This window comes from Tenacibaculum sp. MAR_2010_89, assembly GCF_900105985.1.
Classification (GTDB): Bacteria; Bacteroidota; Bacteroidia; order Flavobacteriales; family Flavobacteriaceae; genus Polaribacter; species Polaribacter halocynthiae.
The window spans coordinates 1,360,515-1,382,379 of record NZ_FNUB01000005.1; the positions used below are offsets into that span (position 1 = coordinate 1,360,515).

Annotated in this window: 24 protein-coding genes; 10 read left to right on the forward strand and 14 right to left on the reverse strand. The window is 28.7% G+C overall.

Features of this window, described 5'->3' with window-relative positions; all coding sequences use genetic code 11:
- Positions 1 to 158 precede the first annotated feature (158 nt).
- A complete protein-coding gene (locus tag BLV71_RS09500; protein ID WP_093870318.1) occupies positions 159 to 497 on the forward strand; it encodes a hypothetical protein in 339 nt (112 codons plus the stop codon).
- A 65-nt stretch (positions 498 to 562) separates the two neighbouring features.
- Here the strand turns inward: BLV71_RS09500 and ade are convergent, their stop codons facing one another.
- The 3 genes from ade to BLV71_RS09515 all read right to left on the reverse strand — a co-directional run bounded on the left by ade (position 563) and on the right by BLV71_RS09515 (position 4,340).
- Positions 563 to 2,185: an adenine deaminase gene (ade, locus tag BLV71_RS09505; RefSeq protein WP_093870319.1), complete on the reverse strand. Its 1,623-nt coding sequence runs from the start codon at positions 2,183 to 2,185 to the stop codon at positions 563 to 565.
- 94 nt (positions 2,186 to 2,279) lie between these two features.
- Positions 2,280 to 3,872, reverse strand: coding sequence for a phosphoenolpyruvate carboxykinase (ATP) (gene pckA, locus BLV71_RS09510; protein ID WP_093870320.1), 1,593 nt, complete (start codon positions 3,870 to 3,872; stop codon positions 2,280 to 2,282).
- An 84-nt stretch (positions 3,873 to 3,956) separates the two neighbouring features.
- Positions 3,957 to 4,340, reverse strand: a complete 384-nt coding sequence (locus BLV71_RS09515) for a DUF423 domain-containing protein (protein ID WP_093870321.1) — start codon at positions 4,338 to 4,340, stop codon at positions 3,957 to 3,959.
- 81 nt (positions 4,341 to 4,421) lie between these two features.
- Between BLV71_RS09515 and BLV71_RS09520 the strand changes: the two genes are divergently transcribed.
- On the forward strand, positions 4,422 to 5,792 hold the full coding sequence (locus BLV71_RS09520; RefSeq protein ID WP_093870322.1) for a saccharopine dehydrogenase family protein: 1,371 nt from the start codon (positions 4,422 to 4,424) through the stop codon (positions 5,790 to 5,792).
- Positions 5,793 to 6,170: 378 nt separating this feature from the next.
- A complete protein-coding gene (locus tag BLV71_RS09525; protein ID WP_093870323.1) occupies positions 6,171 to 7,025 on the forward strand; it encodes an alpha/beta fold hydrolase in 855 nt (284 codons plus the stop codon).
- 9 nt (positions 7,026 to 7,034) lie between these two features.
- Here the strand turns inward: BLV71_RS09525 and BLV71_RS09530 are convergent, their stop codons facing one another.
- Positions 7,035 to 7,754, reverse strand: coding sequence for a tRNA1(Val) (adenine(37)-N6)-methyltransferase (locus tag BLV71_RS09530; protein ID WP_093870324.1), 720 nt, complete (start codon positions 7,752 to 7,754; stop codon positions 7,035 to 7,037).
- The gene (locus BLV71_RS18840; protein WP_255405147.1) at positions 7,755 to 7,886 is read right to left on the reverse strand and encodes a hypothetical protein; all 132 of its coding nucleotides are present in this window, start codon (positions 7,884 to 7,886) and stop codon (positions 7,755 to 7,757) included.
- Between the two features lie 295 nt (positions 7,887 to 8,181).
- On the opposite strand from BLV71_RS18840, the gene BLV71_RS09535 reads away from it, so the two are divergent.
- The 4 genes from BLV71_RS09535 to BLV71_RS09550 all read left to right on the forward strand — a co-directional run bounded on the left by BLV71_RS09535 (position 8,182) and on the right by BLV71_RS09550 (position 12,915).
- A complete protein-coding gene (locus BLV71_RS09535; RefSeq protein WP_143032774.1) occupies positions 8,182 to 8,832 on the forward strand; it encodes a hypothetical protein in 651 nt (216 codons plus the stop codon).
- 85 nt (positions 8,833 to 8,917) lie between these two features.
- Positions 8,918 to 9,433 (forward strand): RNA polymerase sigma factor, encoded by a 516-nt coding sequence (locus BLV71_RS09540; protein WP_093870326.1) that lies wholly within the window; start codon positions 8,918 to 8,920, stop codon positions 9,431 to 9,433.
- A gap of 3 nt (positions 9,434 to 9,436) precedes the next feature.
- Entirely contained in the window at positions 9,437 to 10,348 is a 912-nt protein-coding gene (locus tag BLV71_RS09545) for a FecR family protein (protein ID WP_093870327.1), read from the forward strand.
- A 98-nt stretch (positions 10,349 to 10,446) separates the two neighbouring features.
- Complete coding sequence (locus BLV71_RS09550) at positions 10,447 to 12,915, forward strand: TonB-dependent receptor (protein ID WP_176974383.1); 2,469 nt, start codon at positions 10,447 to 10,449, stop codon at positions 12,913 to 12,915.
- 6 nt (positions 12,916 to 12,921) lie between these two features.
- Here BLV71_RS09550 and mnmD read toward each other — a convergent pair whose 3' ends face one another.
- From mnmD to BLV71_RS09565, 3 genes are read right to left on the reverse strand one after another with little or no spacing between them, the layout of a single operon-like run.
- Positions 12,922 to 13,578: a tRNA (5-methylaminomethyl-2-thiouridine)(34)-methyltransferase MnmC2 gene (gene mnmD / locus BLV71_RS09555; RefSeq protein WP_093870329.1), complete on the reverse strand. Its 657-nt coding sequence runs from the start codon at positions 13,576 to 13,578 to the stop codon at positions 12,922 to 12,924.
- A 1-nt stretch (position 13,579) separates the two neighbouring features.
- Positions 13,580 to 13,996, reverse strand: coding sequence for a hypothetical protein (locus BLV71_RS09560; RefSeq protein WP_093870330.1), 417 nt, complete (start codon positions 13,994 to 13,996; stop codon positions 13,580 to 13,582).
- Positions 13,996 to 14,499, reverse strand: coding sequence for a DUF4920 domain-containing protein (locus tag BLV71_RS09565; protein ID WP_093870331.1), 504 nt, complete (start codon positions 14,497 to 14,499; stop codon positions 13,996 to 13,998). Before BLV71_RS09565 ends, BLV71_RS09560 begins: the two co-directional genes overlap by 1 nt.
- 118 nt (positions 14,500 to 14,617) lie before the next feature.
- Between BLV71_RS09565 and BLV71_RS09570 the strand changes: the two genes are divergently transcribed.
- Complete coding sequence (locus tag BLV71_RS09570; RefSeq protein WP_093870332.1) at positions 14,618 to 15,667, forward strand: branched-chain amino acid aminotransferase; 1,050 nt, start codon at positions 14,618 to 14,620, stop codon at positions 15,665 to 15,667.
- 69 nt (positions 15,668 to 15,736) lie between these two features.
- Entirely contained in the window at positions 15,737 to 16,567 is an 831-nt protein-coding gene (locus BLV71_RS09575) for a TlpA family protein disulfide reductase (RefSeq protein WP_093870333.1), read from the forward strand.
- A 10-nt stretch (positions 16,568 to 16,577) separates the two neighbouring features.
- On the opposite strand, the gene BLV71_RS09580 is transcribed toward BLV71_RS09575, so the two are convergent.
- The 3 genes from BLV71_RS09580 to BLV71_RS09590 are packed head-to-tail and all read right to left on the reverse strand — an operon-like array spanning position 16,578 to position 18,403.
- Complete coding sequence (locus tag BLV71_RS09580; RefSeq protein WP_093870334.1) at positions 16,578 to 16,964, reverse strand: pyrophosphohydrolase domain-containing protein; 387 nt, start codon at positions 16,962 to 16,964, stop codon at positions 16,578 to 16,580.
- Positions 16,965 to 16,987: 23 nt separating this feature from the next.
- The gene (locus BLV71_RS09585; protein ID WP_093870335.1) at positions 16,988 to 17,668 is read right to left on the reverse strand and encodes an HAD family hydrolase; all 681 of its coding nucleotides are present in this window, start codon (positions 17,666 to 17,668) and stop codon (positions 16,988 to 16,990) included.
- Positions 17,669 to 17,674: 6 nt separating this feature from the next.
- Positions 17,675 to 18,403, reverse strand: a complete 729-nt coding sequence (locus BLV71_RS09590; protein WP_093870336.1) for an SDR family NAD(P)-dependent oxidoreductase — start codon at positions 18,401 to 18,403, stop codon at positions 17,675 to 17,677.
- A 204-nt stretch (positions 18,404 to 18,607) separates the two neighbouring features.
- Here BLV71_RS09590 and BLV71_RS09595 point away from each other — a divergent pair, with 204 nt between their 5' ends.
- The gene (locus tag BLV71_RS09595) at positions 18,608 to 18,799 is read left to right on the forward strand and encodes a hypothetical protein (protein WP_093870337.1); all 192 of its coding nucleotides are present in this window, start codon (positions 18,608 to 18,610) and stop codon (positions 18,797 to 18,799) included.
- Here the strand turns inward: BLV71_RS09595 and BLV71_RS09600 are convergent.
- The 3 genes from BLV71_RS09600 to BLV71_RS09610 all read right to left on the reverse strand — a co-directional run bounded on the left by BLV71_RS09600 (position 18,796) and on the right by BLV71_RS09610 (position 21,840).
- Entirely contained in the window at positions 18,796 to 19,338 is a 543-nt protein-coding gene (locus tag BLV71_RS09600; protein ID WP_093870338.1) for a hypothetical protein, read from the reverse strand. The genes BLV71_RS09595 and BLV71_RS09600 overlap by 4 nt on opposite strands.
- A gap of 44 nt (positions 19,339 to 19,382) precedes the next feature.
- A complete protein-coding gene (locus BLV71_RS09605; protein WP_093870339.1) occupies positions 19,383 to 19,715 on the reverse strand; it encodes an ion channel in 333 nt (110 codons plus the stop codon).
- Between the two features lie 88 nt (positions 19,716 to 19,803).
- Complete coding sequence (locus BLV71_RS09610; protein ID WP_093870340.1) at positions 19,804 to 21,840, reverse strand: dipeptidyl-peptidase 3 family protein; 2,037 nt, start codon at positions 21,838 to 21,840, stop codon at positions 19,804 to 19,806.
- Between the last annotated feature and the right edge of the window lie 25 nt (positions 21,841 to 21,865).

Genomic DNA, 21,865 nt, shown 5'->3' on the forward strand with positions numbered 1-21,865 from the left:
GTAATTTAATATTATTAGATACTTCATGAAATTAGTTCTATGGTTTCGTATTCTTATACACAAAATTGATGTTTTTGTTCCTTTTTTTTCTAAAACATTAAATAGCTAGGGTACTTTTAAGAAAAAATTAAGTAATAAACACTTTAAAACTAATTATTATGTCAGAGCAAACTACAAATTATCCAGTAAACATAGAGCAATTATCAGGTCAACATGGTGGTTCAAGAGAATTTGGACCATTATTACTTACCTATAATTTAGATTTAACTCAAGAGAATATTACTGTTACTGCTAAATTTGCAGGAGTTACAATTGGAACTAGATTTTTAGAATTAATGGATCCTTTACCTGTTGAAATTAGTGGGGCTGTGGGGACAGGTAAAACACAAATAATTTTAAACTCCGATCCTACTAATAAAACTTTGAATTATAATGTAGATATTGAGGTGCTTGGAAGCAAGGTTTGTGGAGGGAAAGGAATCCTTTTAAATTGGTAAAAATAAAAAGCTTGTTTAATTTTTAGTTAAACAAGCTTTTGTTTTAAAATGAATTTTATTATTTTCTATTTTACTTCAAGAGAAGTGAATTTGAATGTGTTTCCATCAAATAATCCTTTATCAGATAATTTTAAAGAAGGAATAACTAGTAACGCCATAAATGATAATGTCATGTATGGAGCACGAAGTTTACTCCCTAGTTGTTTTGCTATGGTATCTAACTCAGCATAGGCCTTTCCAATTTCATTAGCAGGTTTGTCGCTCATAATTCCAGCAACAGGTAAGGGTACTACCTTTTCAACAGTATTTGAAACTGCACAAATACCACCTTTGTTTTCAATTAAAAGGTTTACAGCTTTACAAATAGCTTCATCTGAAACACCTACAGCTATAATATTATGTGAATCATGGCCAACAGAACTAGCAATAGCACCTTCTTTCAATCCGAAATTTTTAATAAAAGCAATAGCTGGCTCTGAGTTTTGATAACGATTTACTACTGTCATTTTTAATACATCATTATTTATATTAGAAACTAAGTTGCCTTCTTTAATTAACGAGTTTACTTCAATTTCGTTGGTAATTAATTCACCGTCCAAAGCTTCAATAGCTCTTATTTTATCAGAAGAAGAATGAAACTCAAAATCAGATATAATTTTTTTATCAGTATTAAAATTATTTAAAACTTCAAATTCTACGGACTTAATAAAAGATTTTCCGTTTTCAGCAACTAACTCTCCATTAATATAATTTTGTAAAACATTAAATTCTTTTAAATCGTTAACCACTATAAAATCGGCATCATCTCCTTCTGTTAATAAACCGACCTCTAAATTATAATGTTTCACAGGGTTTATACAAGCAGCTTGTAATACTTTAAAAACATCAATATTTTTAGCTACAGCACGTTTACATAAGTGATTAATATGACCAACTAATAAATCATCTGGGTGTTTATCATCAGAGCAAAACATCATGTTTTCGAAATGATCAGGTAGTAAATCAATTAAAGCATCAAAGTTTTTAGCAGCACTACCTTCTCTAATAATAATTTTCATTCCTTTCTGAAGCTTCTCTAAAGCTTCTTCGTATGTAAAGCATTCATGATCTGTATAAATACCAGCAGAAATGTATTTAGTTAAATCATCCCCTCTTAAACCAGGAGCGTGACCATCTACAGGTTTATTGTAATGTTTAGCCCAACCTATTTTTTTTAGAACTTCAGTGTCATCATATATAACACCTGGGTAATTCATCATTTCAGCTAGATACTTGATGTCAGGGTTTTCCATCATTTTTTTGATGTCATCTGAATCAATGATTGCACCAGCACTTTCAAAAGAAGTTGCAGGAACACATGAAGGAGCACCAAAATTAAATTTTAACGGGACTTTTTTCCCATTTTCAATCATAAAATTAACTCCTTCAATTCCTAGTACATTTGCTATTTCATGTGGGTCAGAAACAGTAGCAACTGTTCCATGAATTACTGCAATTTTTGCAAATTCAGAAGGAACTAGCATAGAGCTTTCAATATGAATATGTGCATCTACAAAACCTGGGATAATATAGTTTTCAATCGAATGATTAGCTTCTTTTATAGTAACTATTTTTCCGTTTTTACATTCAATTTCACCCTTATAAATTCGTCTATTAATAATATCAACTATATTTCCTTGTATTGTCATTCTTTGTTCTTTTATAAATGCTAAAATAAGTAGTATTTCTGCATAAAAAAAGCACCCTTTACAGGATGCTTTTTTAATTGTTATATTTTTTAAGTTAAGCTATTGGCCCTCCTTTAATAATTTCTTCACTTGCCATTTCTTCAAATTGAGCAAAATTCTTTCTAAATGAAGTAGCTAATTCCATTGCTTTAGCATCATAAGCATCTTTGTCTGCCCATGTTTGTTTAGGATTTAAAACTTCATCAGGAACATTTTCACAAGTTGTAGGCATTGATAATCCAAATATTGGATGTTGTACAAATTCAACATTTTCTAGCTTACCTTCTAAAGCTTCAGTAATCATAGCACGCGTATGCTTTAATTTCATTCTACTTCCTGTACCATAAGAACCACCAGTCCATCCTGTATTAATTAACCATACATTTACACCAGCTTCTTGCATTTTATTACTTAGCATTTCAGCATAACGAGTTGGATGTAAAGGCATGAATGGAGCACCAAAACAAGCAGAAAAACTTGGTAAAGGTTCATTAATTCCAGCTTCAGTACCCGCCACTTTAGCTGTATAACCAGAAATAAAATGGTAAGCAGCTTGACCAGGTGTTAATTTAGATATTGGAGGCAATACACCAAAAGCATCAGCAGTTAAAAAGAAAATGTTTTTAGGATTCTTTCCTATTGATGGTTTTTGAATGTTTTCAATATGATAAATAGGGTAGCTTACACGAGTGTTTTGAGTAATTGAAGTATTATGGAAATCAACATCTGCTTTTTCATCCATTACAATGTTCTCTAATATTGCACCACGCTTTATTGCTCCGTAAATTTCAGGTTCTTTTTCTTGAGATAAGTCAATTACTTTAGCATAACAACCTCCTTCAAAGTTAAAAACAGTGTTTTCAGAAGTCCAACCATGTTCATCGTCTCCAATTAAACTACGGTTTGGATCTGTAGATAAAGTAGTTTTACCAGTACCTGATAAACCAAAGAAAATGGCAGTATCACCATCTTTTCCAATATTAGCAGAACAGTGCATTGGTAATGTGTTTTTATCAACAGGTAAAATGAAATTTAAAGCAGAGAAAATTCCTTTTTTAATTTCACCAGTATAGCCAGTACCTCCAATTAAAGCTATTTTTTTACTAAAATTTAAAATAGCAAAATTATGTTGACGTGTACCATCTACTTCAGGGTTTGCCATAAATCCAGGAGCATTAACGACAGTCCATTCAGGAGAGAATCCTTTTAACTCTTCTTCCGTTGGACGTAAAAACATGTTGTAAGCAAACATGTTACTCCAAGGATATTCGTTTACGACTCTAATGTTTAATTTATAGTCTTCATCAGCACAAGCATAACTATCTCTAACAAAAACCTCTTTATTTGAAAGATAAGAAGTAACCTTATCGTATAATTTATCAAACTTTTCGGAATCGAAAGGGATGTTTATATCTCCCCACCAAATTTCATCTTTGGTGATATCGTCTTTAACGATAAATCGATCCATAGGAGAACGTCCTGTAAATTCACCTGTTTTTACTGCTAATGCACCAAAACTAGTATTTTCTCCTTGTTCTTTTTCAATAGTAATATCATGCAACTCGTCTGAAGTCAATTGATAACGCACCGTAGCATCTTTAATACCTAGGCTGTCTATCGAAATCGTTTTCGCATCAAGATTTGTCATCTTAAAATATTTTAGTTGTGTTTTATTTGGGACAAAAATAGTTCTTTTTGTTAAAACACCTGATACATCAGCAAATTTTATTAACTATTCATTCTTAATAACTTTCTTTAAAAAATAAAAAGAGGTTAAAAACCAACCTAAAATTAATAATAGTCCCCCCAATGGTGTAATGAACCAAATATATTTAGCAGGAACACTTAGTAGCTGGATAGCGTAGATAGATCCAGAGAATAAAATAATACCAATGATTACTAAAAGACTTATTTTATGCTTAAAGGAGGTGGTTATTTGATTACTTACATTTATGAATAATAAAAAAAGAGCATGATACATTTGATATTTCACAGCTGTTTCAAAGCTATTTAAAGCTTCTGGGCTTAATTTATTTTTTAAAGCATGTGCACCAAATGCACCTAGAACCACTGCTACTGCTCCTAAAACTGAAGCTATTGTTAAATTTTTATACATTTTTAAAGTTTTTGTTTAAAATTAAACTTTTTTAACGATATTGCTACCCTAAATTAATAAGAACAAAAGTACATTATATAGATGAAAAATATATTGATTATTGGTGCTGGAAGATCTAGTTCTTCGCTTATAAAATATTTGTTAGATAAGTCTTCAACAGAAAATCTACATATTACTATTGGAGATGTATCAGAAGAAAATGCATTGTCGAAAATTAATGGGCATAAAAATGCATCAGCAATTAAGTTAGATGTATTTAAAGAAGAGGAAAGAATAGCCGCGATAAAAAAAGCTGATATTGTGATATCAATGTTACCTGCACGTTTCCATATAGAGGTAGCAAAAGATTGTGTTACTTATAGTAAACATATGGTTACTGCATCTTATATTTCTGAAGAGATGAAAGCTTTGGATGCCCAAGTAAAATCGAAGGGCTTAGTTTTCATGAATGAAATTGGTTTAGACCCAGGGATTGATCATATGAGTGCTATGCAAGTAATTGATAGAATTAAAGATGATTCAGGTAAAATGTTACTGTTTGAATCTTTTTGTGGAGGTTTGGTAGCTCCTGAGAGTGATACTAATTTATGGAACTATAAGTTTACCTGGAATCCAAGAAATGTAGTTTTAGCAGGGCAAGGAGGTGCTTCTATGTTTATTCAAGAAGGGACTTATAAATATATACCTTACCATAAATTGTTTAGAAGAACAGAGTTTTTAACGATTAATGGAAGTGGGAAATTTGAAGCTTATGCTAATAGAGATTCTTTAAAGTATAGAAGTATTTATGGATTGGAAGACATAGAAACAATGTACAGAGGAACGGTACGTAAAGTTGGTTTTTCTAGAGCTTGGAATGTATTTGTTCAGTTAGGAATGACTGATGATTCTTATACTATTGAGGATTCTGAAAATATGAGTTACCGTGATTTTACAAACTTATTTTTGGCATACTCTCCTTCTGACTCAGTTGAGTTAAAGTTTCGTTCTTATTTAAAAATTGACCAAGATGATATAATGTGGGATAAATTTTTAGAGTTAGATATTTTTAATCCAGAGAAGAAAGTAAACTTAAAGAATGCAACACCAGCACAAATTTTACAAAAGATATTAATGGATTCTTGGACTTTAGAAAAAGAAGATAAAGATATGATTGTAATGCACCATATTTTTGGTTATGAGAAAGATGGAGGTAAGCATCAGGTTGAAAGTAGTATGATTATTAAAGGAGATGATCAAACATATACCGCTATGGCAAAAACTGTAGGATTACCAGTGGCCATGGCTGCATTACGAATTTTGAATGGAGATATAACTACTCCAGGAGTACAGTTGCCAATAAATAAAGAAGTGTATGAGCCTATTTTAAAGGAGTTGGAGGAGTATGGAATTATTTTTAAAGAGAAAGATGTACCTTTTTTAGGGTATAATCCTGAGAGCGTAAAAGGTTAATTTTTATTGATTAAAAAAATAATCTTTAACTTACAAAAGATTATTAACAATAAAAAGTACACTAATTTTGAGTCATTTATTATCACAGTTACATAAAAACAGTATAGTAAATACTTATTAAAAATAAAATAGGCATTGATTTATCAGTGCCTATTTTATTTTTAATAAGTAACATTCTTAGGGAGAAATTTCTATTGAAAAACTGTTTTTATTTTTCTACAGAAAGAAAGTATTTTTTAGTAGAAAGATAAAAATCAATAAAGTAAAGTTAATTTAACCTAAATGAATTAGGGAGTTAATTTATTTCCTACTAGTTTTGCAGGTTATTAATATAATTAATTAAAAACAATACCATAACACAAATAACAAAAGTCAATAATGAAAAAATCAACCTTTCATAAAATTATTTTTTCTTTTTTAATTTTTCAGTTTAGCATTATAAATGCACAAGATAAATTTAATACTCCTTATGGAAATAATTCTGCAGTTGGGAAGTATGTAAAGATAAATGGAGCTAATATCTATTACGAAGAATACGGTAAAGGTGAACCTTTATTAATAATTCATGGATGCGGTGCAGATATAAAAGCAATGGAGTATCAAATTGATTATTTTAAAGATAAATATAGGGTAATTGTAGCTGATAGTAGAGGTCAAGGTAAATCTGAATTGAAAACAGACTCTTTAACTTATACACAAATGACAAAAGATTTTGTGGAGCTTATAAAATATTTGAAATTAGATGCAGTCAACATTCTTGGTTGGAGTGATGGTGGAATTTTAGCTTTAAAAATAGGAATAACTAATGAGGTTAAGGTGAATAAAATAGTAACTATGGGTGCTAATTTACGACCAGATACTACAGCTGTTAATAGCTGGGCATTAGAGCAAGTTAGAGAGATGCATGCAGAAACATTAACAATGATAATGAAAGGTGATACATCTAAAGATTGGAAAACAGAATTACAATTAGATAGAATGTTGTTAACCCAACCGAATATTAGCCATTTAGAGTTGAAAAAAATTAAAGCTTCTGTATTAATTATGAATGGAGATAGAGACATTATTAAAAATAAACATGCTGTAGAGATATTTAGCAACTTATCTACTGCACAATTATGTATAATGCCAGGTACTAATCATGGAGCCCCTCGTAATAAATCAAAAATGTTTAATGAAATTGTAAATGATTTTTTGAGTAAAGAATTTAATTATTCAGATAAAACACACTAACTATAATAATTACATTTTTAAATAAAAATCTTTGGTAAGATTTATATAGGCATCAGTATACTGGTGCCTTTCTTTTTCAATAACTAATTCTTCTTGTATAATATCAGATTCTATAAAAGAAAACTCTAACAAACTTCTTTTAAACTCTGTGTTTTCATTTCCTTTTACGTGACATATTTTATTAGGAAAAAGATTATTTGATTTTGCTATTTTAATAAACTCTTTTTCTTCTTTAGATGGAATTATTACCGAAAATAAACCGTCCTTTGAAAGTAAATTACGTACTCCCTCAATTAATTCTTTAAAAGAAAGAGATGTTGTAAAGCGTGCTTTATTTCTTGCTAAATCAGTTGTTTCAAATTCATCATTGTAAAAAGGAGGATTAGAAATAATAAGATCATATTGTTCTTCTTCTTCAGTCATTTCAATAGCAAACTCGGTAAAAGGAGCATTATAGCAAAATAAGCGATCTCCCCAATCGGATTGCTCAAAATTCTCTACTGTTTGTTCATATGCATTTGCTTCTATTTCTACAGCATCTATAGTAGAAGCATTACTTCTTTGTGCTAACATTAAAGAAATAATACCAGTTCCTGAACCTATATCTAAAATAGTATCTGGATAATTGTTTAGTGAACACCAAGCTCCTAATAAAACAGCATCAGTGCCAATTTTCATAGCAGTTTTATCTTGATGTATTGTGAATTCTTTAAATTTAAATGGTTTCATTTATAAAATTCTTTCTAAAAGTTTTTCTGCATTTAACCATAAATAAAGAGCAATTGCTAACAGTATTATAAAAAACAATCCTTTTTTAGGTTTTGTTCTTTTTCTATTTCCAAACCTTCTTTTAAACTCCATTTACTCTATTCTGAAAAATTACAATTCGAAGGTAAAACAAACCAATCTATTTACATTAATAAAAAGTAAATTTTATTTTTTTTAAAAAAAGTATAGGGTAAAAAGAAGTATAAAAGTATTAGATATGAAGCTAAACGTTTAGGTAAAAAAAATATTAATTTAAAATGGGGGATTATGAAATTATTTATTAATAGAATTCAGAGAATAGTAAAAATAATAAAACTTAGTATATCTATGAGTGATCTTGGTAAAGGTGCTGGATATGCTATCAAAAGGTAAAACTAAAATTTTAAAAATGAAAAAAATAAATTTATTAGGAACAGCAGTATTGGCTGTAATGATATTAACATCATGTTCAAATGATGAAATAGTAAATCCAAATTCAGAAGAGGATAATAAGTTAGAATTATTTAAATATTCTTTTGAAAAAAGCAATGAAGGTTTTTTAACAGCAAAAGAGAGTGATTATACAGCTAATACACCAGTGGTTAATCTTTCTGCAGATAAAAATCATTGTGGAAGGTTGTTTACCGGAACTTCTAAAACGTTTACAACTTGGAAAGGGTACAGTTTTAAAGGTAATGATACTAGGTTTTTAGGGTTGAATATGGGGAATTGTAAAGGTGTTTTTGACGGGGTAGCTAAAAAGGATTTTAAGCTTTCAGTACCATTATTAAAAGGTAAAGGTAAAATTTCATTTAATTATTATAGGCCAGGAGACTTTACTGGTTGGGGATATGTATTTAAAGTGTATATAAGTAAAAAAGAAGAGAAAGATCCTTTTAAAAATTCAATTATACAGTTAGAACCAAGAATTGAGTCAAGTGGGTGGATTAGTTATGCAAAAGATTTAAATGTTGATTTAAAATCTGGAGATTATACACTGTATATTCATATGGTTGGGGCAGCAGCCATCGATGATATTTCATTAATAGAAAAAAAATAAAACTATAATTTTAGAAAAGATTTCTTAAAAAAAGAAATCTTTTCTAATTGAAACTTAAAACTAAATACAGTATCTTGGTTTGTGTATGATTAGTGATAAAAAGTCAATTTGTAATCCTATTGTTTTTGAAGAGGTTTACAAAACAAATATAAAAGCGCTGCGAAATTATATTTATTATAAATGTGGTGATGTATCGTTATCTGAAGATATTGTGCAAGATGCATTTATGAAAATATGGAAGAATTGCTCAAACATAATACCTAATACAGTTAAAGCATTATTATATAAAATGTCATTTAATTCACTCATGAGTTTTTTTTCTCATAAGAAGGTAGTTCTAGAACATGAAAAACTACAAAACCCTATTAATTCAACAAATGAAGATCCTGAGTTTTTACTTGAAGAAAAAGAATTTCTAAAGAAATTACAACAAGCTATAGCTGAATTGAGGGATAAAGATCGAGAGGTTTTTTTGATGAATAGAATAGATAAAAAAAAGTACAGAGAGATAGCTGATGTTTTAGATATATCTATAAAAACGGTTGAAAAAAGAATGAGCAGTGCACTAAAAGAATTACGAAAAAAAATAGAAATCATTTAGTTTATGAATAATGAAAAATATAATATATTATTAGCTAAATGGCTGGAGAATGATATTTCTGAAGATGAATTAACTGTATTAAAGCAAAGACAAGAGTTTGAAACATATTCTAAAATTGCAAAATATAGTTCAGAGTTTTATGTTCCTGGTTCTAATGAAAAAGAATTGTACAATCAGTTTTTAAATAAAACAAGAAATGAAAAAAAGAATAAAACTAAAAAAATAAGCATTGGTTATTGGGGAGCTAGTGTTGCTGCTACTATATTGCTTTTATTTGGAGTTTTTCAAATGAAAAATAGTTCAGTAGAAGAGTTTACAACAATGTATGGAGAACAATTAACAGTATTTTTACCAGATAGTTCCGAGGTTCTTTTAAATAGCAATTCTAAAGTGTCATTTTCTCCGAAACTTTGGAGTAAAACTAGAAAAGTAACTCTTAAAGGAGAAGCCTATTTTAAAGTGAAAAAAGGGGAGAAGTTCAAAGTGATAAGTAATGAAGGAGAAATATCAGTTTTAGGAACAGCTTTTAATGTTAATTCGCAATTAAACTTTTTAGAAGTTAAGTGTTATGAAGGCAAAGTATTGGTTAGCAGAAAAGGAGTGGAACATATATTGGTGAAAAATCAAGCTATTAGGCAAATTAAAAATGAAGCTTACGAAAATTGGAATATTGAAAGTTTTGAACCAATTTGGAAAAATGGTGAAATTTCTTTTGATAATACTCCTTTAAAATATGTTGTTAATAAGATACAAGATGTTTTTGGGGTTTTAATAAAAACAAAAAATATAGATTTAGAAAGAAGGTTTTCAGGAAGTTTTTCTAATTCTGATCTAACCATAGCATTGGTAGCAATAACTGATACTATGGGATTCAAGTATGAAGTTAAAGAGAAAGAAGTTTTATTTTATAAATAGGTTATATGCGAAATTGTTTTTTTTTTCTAGTTGTTTTATTTGTTGCAAGTTCAGTGTTTACCCAAAATAAAGTAAAAAAAAAGAACTTATTAAAAACAGTGCTTTTTAATATCGAAAGCAAGCATAATGTAAAGTTTTCTTATGCTGAAGAAACAATAAATAATAAATATTTTGAACTTCCTATTAATGGTGAAAATTTAGAGGACTTATTACAAAGCATTGAAAAAGAGGTAGGGGTTTATATAAATAAAATAAATGAACGTTATTATTCTATTGTAAAATATACTTCTAAAAAAATAAATATTTGTGGTTATATCAAAGATAGTTTAACAAATTATTCTTTGGAGCAAGCGACTATTGTTTTAAAAAATAAACAGAGCATAGGAACTACAACAGATTCTAATGGTTTTTTTAAATTAAAGAAAATCAGAATTAATGATACATTACAGGTGTCTTTTGCAGGTTACAAAACAATTCTTATGTTAGGGAACGACTTTTACAAAAAGAAATGTTTAGAAGTTAAATTAAAAGAAAAGCTTAATGTTTTAGATGAAGTAATTATTGCAAATTACCTTTCAACAAATACAATTAAAAATGATGATGGTTCTATTGTTATGAGACCCAAAAAACGTGGAGTTTTACCTGGTTTAACAGAGTCAGATGTATTATTAAGTACTCAGCAAATACCAGGGATTCAAAGCCCTGTAGAAACAGCCGCAGGAATTCATATTAGAGGAGGAACTCCAGATCAAAATTTAATTTTATTTGATGGTATTAAACTATACAATACAGCTCATTTTTTTGGTTCTATTTCAGCATTTAATCCAAATATTATTGATAAGGTAACAGTTTATAAAAATGCTTCTAATATTAAATACGGAAACCATATTGCTGGAGTAATATCTATGAATTCCATGGATGAAGTTCCTCAAAAACAGTCAACTGGATTTGGGGTAAATATGACCGCAATTGATGCTTTCACAACAATACCGTTAACAAAAAAAATAGGAATACAATTATCTATTAGAAGTTCACTGTCTGATTTTTTAAAAACCCCTACAATGAATAATATTTCTACTAAAGTGTTTCAAAATACAAGTATTTCAAAAGGAAATTTACTGGCAGAACAACCTTATGTAGAAGCAAAAAATGATTTTAGTTTTCTTGATATGAATACAAAATTTCTATACCAGTTAAATGAGAAAAATAAAATAACATTACAACAAATATTAATACATAACTCGTTAGATTATAGTTTGCAAAACTTTAAAATAAATGATATAAGAAGCGATAAATTAAAAATTAAAAATTATGGATTTGGTGCTACCTGGGATTCAAAATGGAATACTAGTTGGAAGCATAATTTAAATGTATATCATGCAAAATATACCTTAGGGTATCAACGAGAAAAAAATAGAGCAAAAACTATATATGATTATACAAATAAAGATAATACAGTTAATGAATTAAGTTTTGATTTTTTGATAACAAAAGAGTTGAATAAAAAAAGTAGTTTTTTAATTGGCTATCAGTACGCTTTTAGTAAGATTTTTTTTAATTTGGAGAAAAAAAACACTGTTGTTTTTTCTGAGTCTAAAAATAAAAATGATGGTAGTATTAATAGCCACAGTATATTAACGGGTTATAAATATAAAAACAAAGATTTTTTTATAGTAGATATGGGAGTAAGAACAACTTACCTATCATCATTAAATAAAGTTGTTGCAGAACCAAGATTATATACTCAATTGAAAATAGCACCTAATTTTTGGTTGAATGCTTCAGCGGAATTAAAACAGCAATACACCAGTAAAATTGTAGAGTTTTTTACTTCAGATTTTGGTTTAGAAAATAAATTATGGGCTCTTTCTGATAATGAAGAGATCCCACTTTTACAAAGTAAACAATTTACATTTGGAAGTATATTTAAGTATAAAAAATGGGTAGTTGATTTTGGAATGTACTATAAAAGTATAAATGGAATAACTTCTTTAAGTTCTGGGTTTAATAATTACAGTAAAACAGTTTTCAATGGTAGTGCTTTAATTAGAGGATTTGATTTGTTAGTAAGAAAAAAGTGGAGTAATAGATTAAATACTTGGTTTAGCTATAATTTAGGAAATACCGCTCTTACTTTTGATGGCTTTAATAGTAATCAATCTTTTAATGGGGGATTTAATATTTCAAATTCACTATACATAGCACAACAAATTAAATTAAGTAGTTGGGATTTATCTTTGGGGTGGACTTATAAAGCGGGTTTACCATTTAGTTCTTTGATTAATTTAAATCCTAATAATGGGTTAGAGATAGAAAAGTATAATAACTCCAATTTACCAGCATATCATAGGTTAGATGCGTCTGCTACGTATAATTTTTTTTGGGATAAGAAAAATAAGATTATATCTAAAGTAGGTATTTCTTTTTTAAACATTTATAATAGAAAAAATATATTAAAAAGAACAAGTGAAGTTTCTTATGATGATGCTTTTAAAGCTACTTTAAATACAATTGATACATACTCTTTGAGTTTTACTCCGAATATTATTTTTAGAGTGGAGTTTTAAGGTAGATTAATTTCTTTTGGTTCCTCTTAACATTTCTCTTTTTCCTGGAGGTCCTGGAAGTCGTTCAACAATAAATCCAACTTTTTGCATTGCTCTCCTAACACTTCCTTTTGCAGAATAAGTTACCAATACACCATCATTCTTTAGAGAAATAAACATTTTATTAAAAATTTCTTCTGTCCATAATTCTGGTTGAACTCTAGCTCCAAATGCATCAAAATATATTAAGTTGTAAGTATCTTCATCTTTAATCTCTTTAAATTTTTTTTGTTGTTTTAATAAGCTGAAGTTCGAAGTAATTTGGTGTTTCACTTCCCAGGAACAACTATGCATTTTGTTAAAATGAATAGCTTGTTTTTCTGCTTTTAAAGTAGATACGTAATTTAAACTTTCAATTTCTTTACCTGTAATAGGATAGGCCTCTACACCAACATAATTGATGCTTTTTTGAGATTCTAAAAAAGTAATTAAACAATTTAATCCAGTTCCAAACCCAATTTCAAGTATAGAAATTTCTTTTTTTTCGATAGTCTCTAAACCACTTTTAATAAATACATGATAAGCTTCTTGAATAGCTCCGTGTTTAGAATGATATTGTTCATCCCATTCAGGTAAATGTATAGTTGTTGAACCATCAGAGGTTATAATTATTTCTCTTTTCAAATTATTTAATTAATAACTTTTTAATTCTTGGTATTGGACCTGTACAAGTAGTTTGATGACAAGCAATACAGCTATTTACAGCTTGATTAAAGTTTGTTGTTAAAGAGTCTTTAGAACTAGTATATACTTTTTTCATATTTTGTATATAGAGGTTTGAAAACTGTTTAAAGCTAGGTGTTCTGTCAGTAGAATCTGTTAATGTAGCTGTGTGTATTTTTAAATATCTTTCAGGAAAAGAATCAGGTATTTGACCTTTAAGTATTTTTTCTTTTAAATTTAAATTAACATGGTACATAGTATTCATTAAAGCTGCCATTTCTGACTGCTTATACATGATTAACTCTGTATTCTTTTTCTCTTCTTTTTTACAAGAAAAAAGAAGAGAAATTAATATCAAAATTATGAGTGGTCTTCTCATTAGTTTTTTAGTAAAACACCATCAGCTTCAAAAGCATAAGTGTATTTAGGATCGGTAATTTTTGCTATTTCTTCTTCGCTTTTACCCGCATCTTTAGCATAATGTTGTAAATCTTTTACTGAAGTTTCAGTGACAAAAGCTTTACCGTTAACAATAACTTCTTTTTTATCAGAGTTAAGTGGCATGAAAAATCCGTAATCTTTAAAACGTACCATAGATTCCTTTTCATTTCCTAAATCTAATTTCATCCAACATCCTTTTTTCTTACAAACTTCATTTATAGTAGACGCAAATTTTATATTTAAAGTGTCGCCAGATTTTAAATTTTGGAATTTAGCAAGAACATCTGTTTTTGACAAAGTATTATCACTAGAAATTTTTTCACCAAAAGATACATATTCAGATTTTTGAGAGCTTTTTTCTGTAGTAGTTTCTTTTTTTTCTGTTTTACAAGATAAAAATAGAGTAGCAACAACAAGAGTTGCAGTTAGTAGTTTTTTCATAATCAGTTGCTTAAAAATATAGAATAACAAAGATAGGTATATTTGTTTAACTCTTAAAGTAATGCTTTTGATACTTATTGTTTTTGTAACTTTGTTGTATTATAAAAATAGTAGTTTTATGGATATTAAAATTCAACCAATAAAAGAATCTAAAATTAGTCAAGTAGATTTTAACGATTTAAAATTTGGAAGTGTTTTTTCAGATCATATGTTTGTCTGTGATTATGTAGATGGGAAATGGCAAAATCCTAGTATAGTACCTTATGGTCCTATAACTTTAGATCCCTCTGCTAAAATTTTCCATTACGGACAATCTATTTTTGAAGGTATGAAAGCTTATAAAGATACAGAAGGTAATACTTTGTTGTTTCGTCCTTTAGATAATTGTAAGAGACTAAATATCTCAGCAAAAAGAATGGTTATACCAGAAATTCCAGAAGATTTATTCATGAAAGGTTTAAAGGAGTTGTTAAAGGTTGATAACGCTTGGATACCAACTAATGAAGGAAGTTCGTTATATATTCGTCCTTTTATGTTTGCCACAGGAGAAGGTTTTCATGCATCACCTGCTGATGAGTATAAATTAATTATATGTACTGCGCCCTCAGGAGCTTATTTTTCTGGAAAAGTAACAGTTCTAATTGAAGAGAAATATGCAAGATCAGCCAACGGAGGTGTAGGTTTTGCAAAAGCTGGAGGTAATTATGCTGCTCAATTTTATCCTACTCAGTTAGCTATAGATAAAGGGTATAATCAGGTAGTTTGGACAGATGATAATACACATGAATATATTGAAGAGGCAGGAGCAATGAATGTTTTTATCAGAATTAACGATACTTTAATAACTAGCCCTACAAGTGATAGGATTTTAGATGGTATTACTCGTAAAAGTATACTTCAATTAGCAGAAGATAATAAAATACCATTTGAAGTGCGTAAAATAACAGTTAAAGAAGTTGTTGAAGCAGCAAAGAGTGGTGAATTAAAAGAAATGTTTGGAGCTGGTACTGCTGCTGTTATTTCTCCTATAGCTGGTTTCGGGTATAAAGAAACTGATTATGATTTGCCAGAAATTGAAAATTCATATGCTTCAATTTTTAAAGAAAAGCTACTTAATATTCAGTATAACAGAGGAGAAGATATTCATAATTGGAGTGTTAAAGTTTAAAAAGGATAAAATATTTTCTCCAAAAAAGAGTTAATTATATTAAAAGTATAATTACTTAAATGGGAGAGAATGAAAAATATACTGCTTACAATGTTGTCTATTGTAGCTGGTTTTGGAATAAGCTTTTTTAGTATAAATACTTATTTGAAAACAAATGATTTAGCTGAAGTAAAAACTGAATCGGAAGTTACAAACAATAAATTAATATTAGACTTAAAGTCTAGTGATGTTCAAAAGAGCTTTAAGAGTTGGGATTTATATTCAAAAAAGAATATTGATTTGATGTCAACTTTTAAAGCTCTTGATGAAAATGGTGAAAATATTAGTAAAGGTGCTTTTTTAAATTTATTAAGAATTGGTTCTTATTTACCTATGAAAAGAGTTGATAAAAGAGAACTTTCTTATCAATTAGTATCTTTAAAAAACACTTCTGAAGTAAAAATTAAAAAATCAATAAAGAGTTTAGCGACTAATGCAAATCATTATTTTAGAATGGAAGGAAAACGACTTCCAGCTTATGAATTTGTAGATTTAAATGGTGTGCCTTATAATAAAAAAGACACAAAAGGTAAATTACTAGTATTGAAATGTTGGTTTATTACTTGTAAGGTTTGTGTAGAAGAATTTCCTGAGTTAAATAAGCTAGTAGATAAATACAAAGATGAAAAAGTAGCCTTCGTTAGTTTGGCCTTTGATGAAAAAGATAAGCTAATTAAATTTCTAAAAACAAAAACATTTAAATATCCAACCATACCAATGCAAAAAAAATACATGTCCAAGAAATTGAAAGTTAAACAATATCCTACACATGTAATTGTTGATACTAATGGGGTTATTATTAAGATGGTTAATAATGTACGTACTTTAACCTTTGAGTTAGATCAAATTTTAGGTAAATAAAATTAAATAATTATTTTTTTAAAATTTGTTCTATGTTAGGTTTAAAATAATTGGGTCCTTTTAAAACTTTCCCATCTTCACGGTAAATAGGCTTCCCATCTTCTCCTAATTTACTCATATTACTTCGTTGTATTTCATTAAATACTTCTTCAATCTTATCCTGCATACCATGCTCAATAATTGTTCCACATAAAATATACAGCATATCACCCAAAGCATCGGCAACTTCTACTAAATCATTATTTTCAGCAGCTTCTAAATATTCTTCATTTTCCTCTTTCATTAGGTTGTAACGAAGAAGTTTTCTTTCTTTATCAATGTTTGTTGTAGGGGTGTTTTTAATACCTAAACCGAAAGCGGTATGAAATTCGTGAACAGCGTTAATTTTGTTTTTCATGTATGTAGATTTTTTATAATGAATTATTTTATGCCTAGTTTTTTTTCTGTATCATTAAGATTAAATTGAGTCCAATTACTAATGTGATGTTTGATGTTCATTTTTTTAAAGTCTGAAATGTTTTTATCATTTACACCTACAAAATGGATGTCTAAATTTTTAGCAGTTGTAACATCCCACAAACCATCTCCAAAAGAAATAATGTTTTCAAAATTAGAAGTATGGTAATAATTTTTTGCTTTTTCTATTGCCGATTTTACAATATCTTCTCTTGTGAAAATTGTATTTGAAGCTTCTAAAACTTGAGGAATTAAATTGATATTTGCTTGTTGTAATTTTAAAAAGGCAGGTTGTAAAATAGAGCCAGTGGCAAAGCAAACACCATAATTGGTTTCATTAATAAAAAAATCAACCATTTTTTGAGCACCTTCAATTTCTGGAGTATCAGGATAACTTAAAAAATGTTCGGTCATGACTTTTTCAAATTCAGGAATAAAACCAAAGTCAAATTTTTTCTGATGTGTTTTTTCATAGTTAACACTAAAAATATAACTATCTGTAGCGTTTTTATAAGTTTTCCAATCAGTATTTACTTCGGTTATTCCAAAGTGCTTCATTGCAAATAATAATGAATCGGTGTGTTTGTCTTCACTTTTAGTAAGTGTGTCGTCTATATCAAGTACGATTAAGTTTTTCTTTGTCATAATGTGTTATGTGGCTAATTTTAAAAGTTTAGCTGGAACTATTTTTAGAACCCATGCAATCAATATCCATCGCTTAGATATATAGGCTACTCGTTTTTTTCTTTTAATAGCACTATAAATTTGTTTACTTGCTTTTTCAAGGGGTGTAAGCCAAAATATACCATCACCTAAAGCCATTGCTGTATCTACAAAACCAGGTCGAATATCTGTGATATAAACTTTTTTTGAGGGTATCGATTTTGTTTTGATGTATAAACTTTCTAGATATGCCTTTTGATATGCTTTTGAAGCAAAATAAGCAGGAGCAAATCGATTACCACGCAACGAAGCAATAGATGAAATACCAACCAAATGTCCGAAACCTTGTTTTTTAAATAAAAGATAAGCTAAGTTATATAACTTAGTAACACCAATTACGTTAGTTTGTAAAGTAGTATTTTCCTTTTCCCAGTTTAACTTAGTATTGGTAAAACCTACCCCCGATGATTGTATAATCAAATCAATTTTTCCTAATTCCGAAACGATTTCGTTAAATACATTTTCAACGCTTTCAATATCTTGTATGTCGTTTTGTTTACTAATAATTTGAGAAGGATAATTATTTTTTAACTCTTCTAGTTTTTCTTTTCGCCTTCCTGTGATAGCTACTCTATAACCATCATTAATTAAAAACTCTGTTAATCTTTTTCCAATACCAGAAGTGGCTCCAAAAACAATAGCCGTTTTAGTTTGCATATAGTTAGTTTACAGATAAGGTTAAAACATTTTACCTATCAAGTAAATATATAAAGTTTATTTCTTATTCTCTCTCTTTTTAAGAAGGTATTAAAACTTTATTATAGATGATAATTATTATTTGAAACACAAATTCTTAAAAAATCTAAAATTTAGTAATCATCAATATAAATCATTCTTTAACTTTGCTGAAAATATAATTTTATGTTTACACCTGGTCGAATAATTTTTGCAAGCTTATTTGTGGTTGTTTTTATAATAGCTATGGTTGTTAGTTATAAGAAAGATGCTAAAAGAAATAAAAAGCATTATCAAAACGCAGCATTATACGTGGCGATATCGATAATAGTAACTATTTTATTGTTATTTCTTTTTAAGTATATAAATAAACATTAATCAATGTCTTCTAACTCATTTAATTTTGAATGATCTAAAACAGTATATCCTTCATCATCATAATAAAAAGTAGGAATATATTTAGCACCAACTTTTAGTTTAGAGAAATCGTAAGAAGATATTTGATATACATCTTGCCCAAAAGATTGTTCATGGTAACGAACAAGAATGTAAAGTTCAGCATCTAGTTTAGCTATTTCTTCACTAGTATATTTAAATAAAGGGCTGTTTTCATCTATTTCATGTACAATAGTCCAAGTAGTTGGAAGGTACATTATTTTATCTCTTTCTAAAGAGAATCTATAATAATTTCGTTTAAACTTATGATTTCCTGAGTCTTCTGTTATTGATAGAGTTACTGTAACTTCTGGTTCTATCATTACCGTTTTTCTGCTATTCATTATACGAAACATTAAAGCTCTGTGTTCTTTAAAATCTCTTAGAACTATATTTTCGCTAAAATGAATTGCAGCTTTAGGTTTAGAAAATCGCCCGTATATAAGTCCAGTTATAAAAGAAAAGCTTAATAAACCTAGCATAGCTTCAAAAGCAGCTATAAAATTGGCTATTACCCCTTGAGGTGCTAAGCCCCATAACCAACTGTAGTTAATGTTTGGGCGCTAAAAAAGAAACCATTTAATAAGTTTTCAAAAAAAGAACCTTTTTCGTCTGTTATTTGCTCAATACCTATTGATATGTAGATTAATCCAAAAACTATATTTAGAAGTGTATAACCAATAAAAACAAAAGCAAAAAATTTTATCCAAGATAGTTCAATAAAATACGTGTAAATATCACGAATTGTAAATTTCTTATTGATATGACGAATGTTTGAGGTTCCGTCTTTATTAATAATATTTTGTGCATTTCTTTTTGAAGAATATCCCAATCCAGGATCTTTTATTTTTTTAGCCATAGGGATTTTTTATTGTCGATTGTAAAAATACAAAAACCGATTCTTTTCAGAATCGGCTTGTTATATTTAATAATACTTAAATTAATTATTAGTTTTTACTAGGTAAAAAGCTATAATTTTTAGCATAAAAATACATTTGTTCTTCAAAAGAGTTAGGTTGCATAATTTTTATGTCAGTAATAATACCTTCATCATTAGTTACAGGAGTTAATACAGGGTTAACAAAACCACTATATGGAGCAGATTTGAATTGTGAATTACGTTCTAAAACCTCTTTGTGAAGTTCTTGATCTACCTTTACACCGTATCCTTCAACTAAAGCTTTGGCAGCTTCAAAATCTCCTTCAGATTTTATTCTTTGTGTTTCTTTTAATAGGCGACCAAAAATTTCATGAAGTTTTGCATAGTCATTAACTATAAAATAAGTTTTTCCATTTTTAACAACTTTTTCAATAACATTGTCTTTTTTACCTTGTTCAAACGACCAAGCAGATACCCATTGACGATTTACCATATGATCTTCTTCAATATCATCTCCTAAATTAATTCTTATTAATTGAGTCATTAATCCATTTCTGATATATCCATCATAAGCCGCTTTACCAACTTTTTTCCAGTCATCAACTAGTCCAAGTTCTTGTAATTTTGGGTTCATTAAATAATATAAACCAACTAAATCTGCTCTACCTTCTTCCATTGTAGAAGCATAGTTTTTTAGAGTTTCTTTCGGTTGTCCTATTCCATCATTAATTTTACCAGAAGCATGGCCAATAACTTCATGAAGTGCTGTATGTAATTTATCAGCAAGTTTACCATATTTTACTTCTAACTCAATTTCTTCTTTATCATGAGCAAACTCTTCTAAACGACCAGTTCCTCCTGCATTATTGTATGACCCAATAATATTACCTAAAGAAACAGATTTTGAACCGTGTTCTTGACGAATCCAGTTGTTGTTAGGTAGGTTTACTCCAATAGGTGTACTTGGAGAAGCATCTCCAGCTTCACCAGCTACATTTACTGTTTTATAAGAAACACCTACAACATTTTCTTTTTTATGAGAAGGATCTAAAGGAGAGTTGTCTTCAAACCATTGAGCATTGTCAGATAAAACTTTCATTTTTTTAGACATGTCAAAATCTTTTATTTGAACTACAGTTTCATAAGATCCTCTATAACCTTTTGGGTCATTATATACTTCTATAAATCCGTTTATCCAGTCAATATTTCCTTCAGTTGAAGTAACCCAAGAAATAGCATACTGATCCCAAACATCTAAGCTACCTGTCTTGTAATATTCTATTAGCAAACTTAATGTAGTTGCTTGTTTTTCGTTTTCAGCTACATCTTTAGCCTTTTCTAGCCAGTAAATAATTTTATCAATAGCAGCTCCATACATACCACCAGATTTCCATACTTTTTCAACTAATTTTCCGTTTTCACGTACTAATTTTGAATTTAAACCCGCTTCGATAGGCTTTCCTTCTGGACCTTTGTATGCTTTAGCATAAAAATCTTCAACATCTTTACTAGTTATATCAGGGCTGTAAAAATTAATAGCAGAAGCTAAAACATTATCAACACCAGCTTTTTTATTTACTTTTTTAGTATCTTCATTATTAAAAATTACTTCTAAAGCTTCAGAAGATAAAGTAGTATTTGTTTCTTTTAATAAGCTCTCTAAATATTCTTTTGAAAACTCAGGTTTTAATTTGTCGTTAGAGTAGTGGTGATGTATTCCATTTGAAAACCAAATTCTTTTTAAGTAGGTTTTAAAAGCAACATAATCTTTACTTTTTTTATCTCCTTTAAAAGTTGTGTTTACAGTTTCTAAAGCATTTCTAATTTCTAAATTATGACGATAATTTTGATCCCACATTATATCGCGCCCAGCCAATCCAGCTTGCGTTAGGTAGTATACTAACTGCTTTTCTTTTAATGTTAATTCTTTAAAACCAGGAATTTGGTAGCGTAAAACTTTGATGTCAGCAAATTGTTCAACTACGTATTCAAAATCTGTAGTTTTAGTTTCTTTTGTTGTAGTAGCTTCTTTTTTAGTGTCAACACCACAAGAAAATAAAATACTTGTAGTAGCAATCGTACAAAGCACTTGTTTTAAGTTCATTTATAAATATTTAAATTAATTTTTA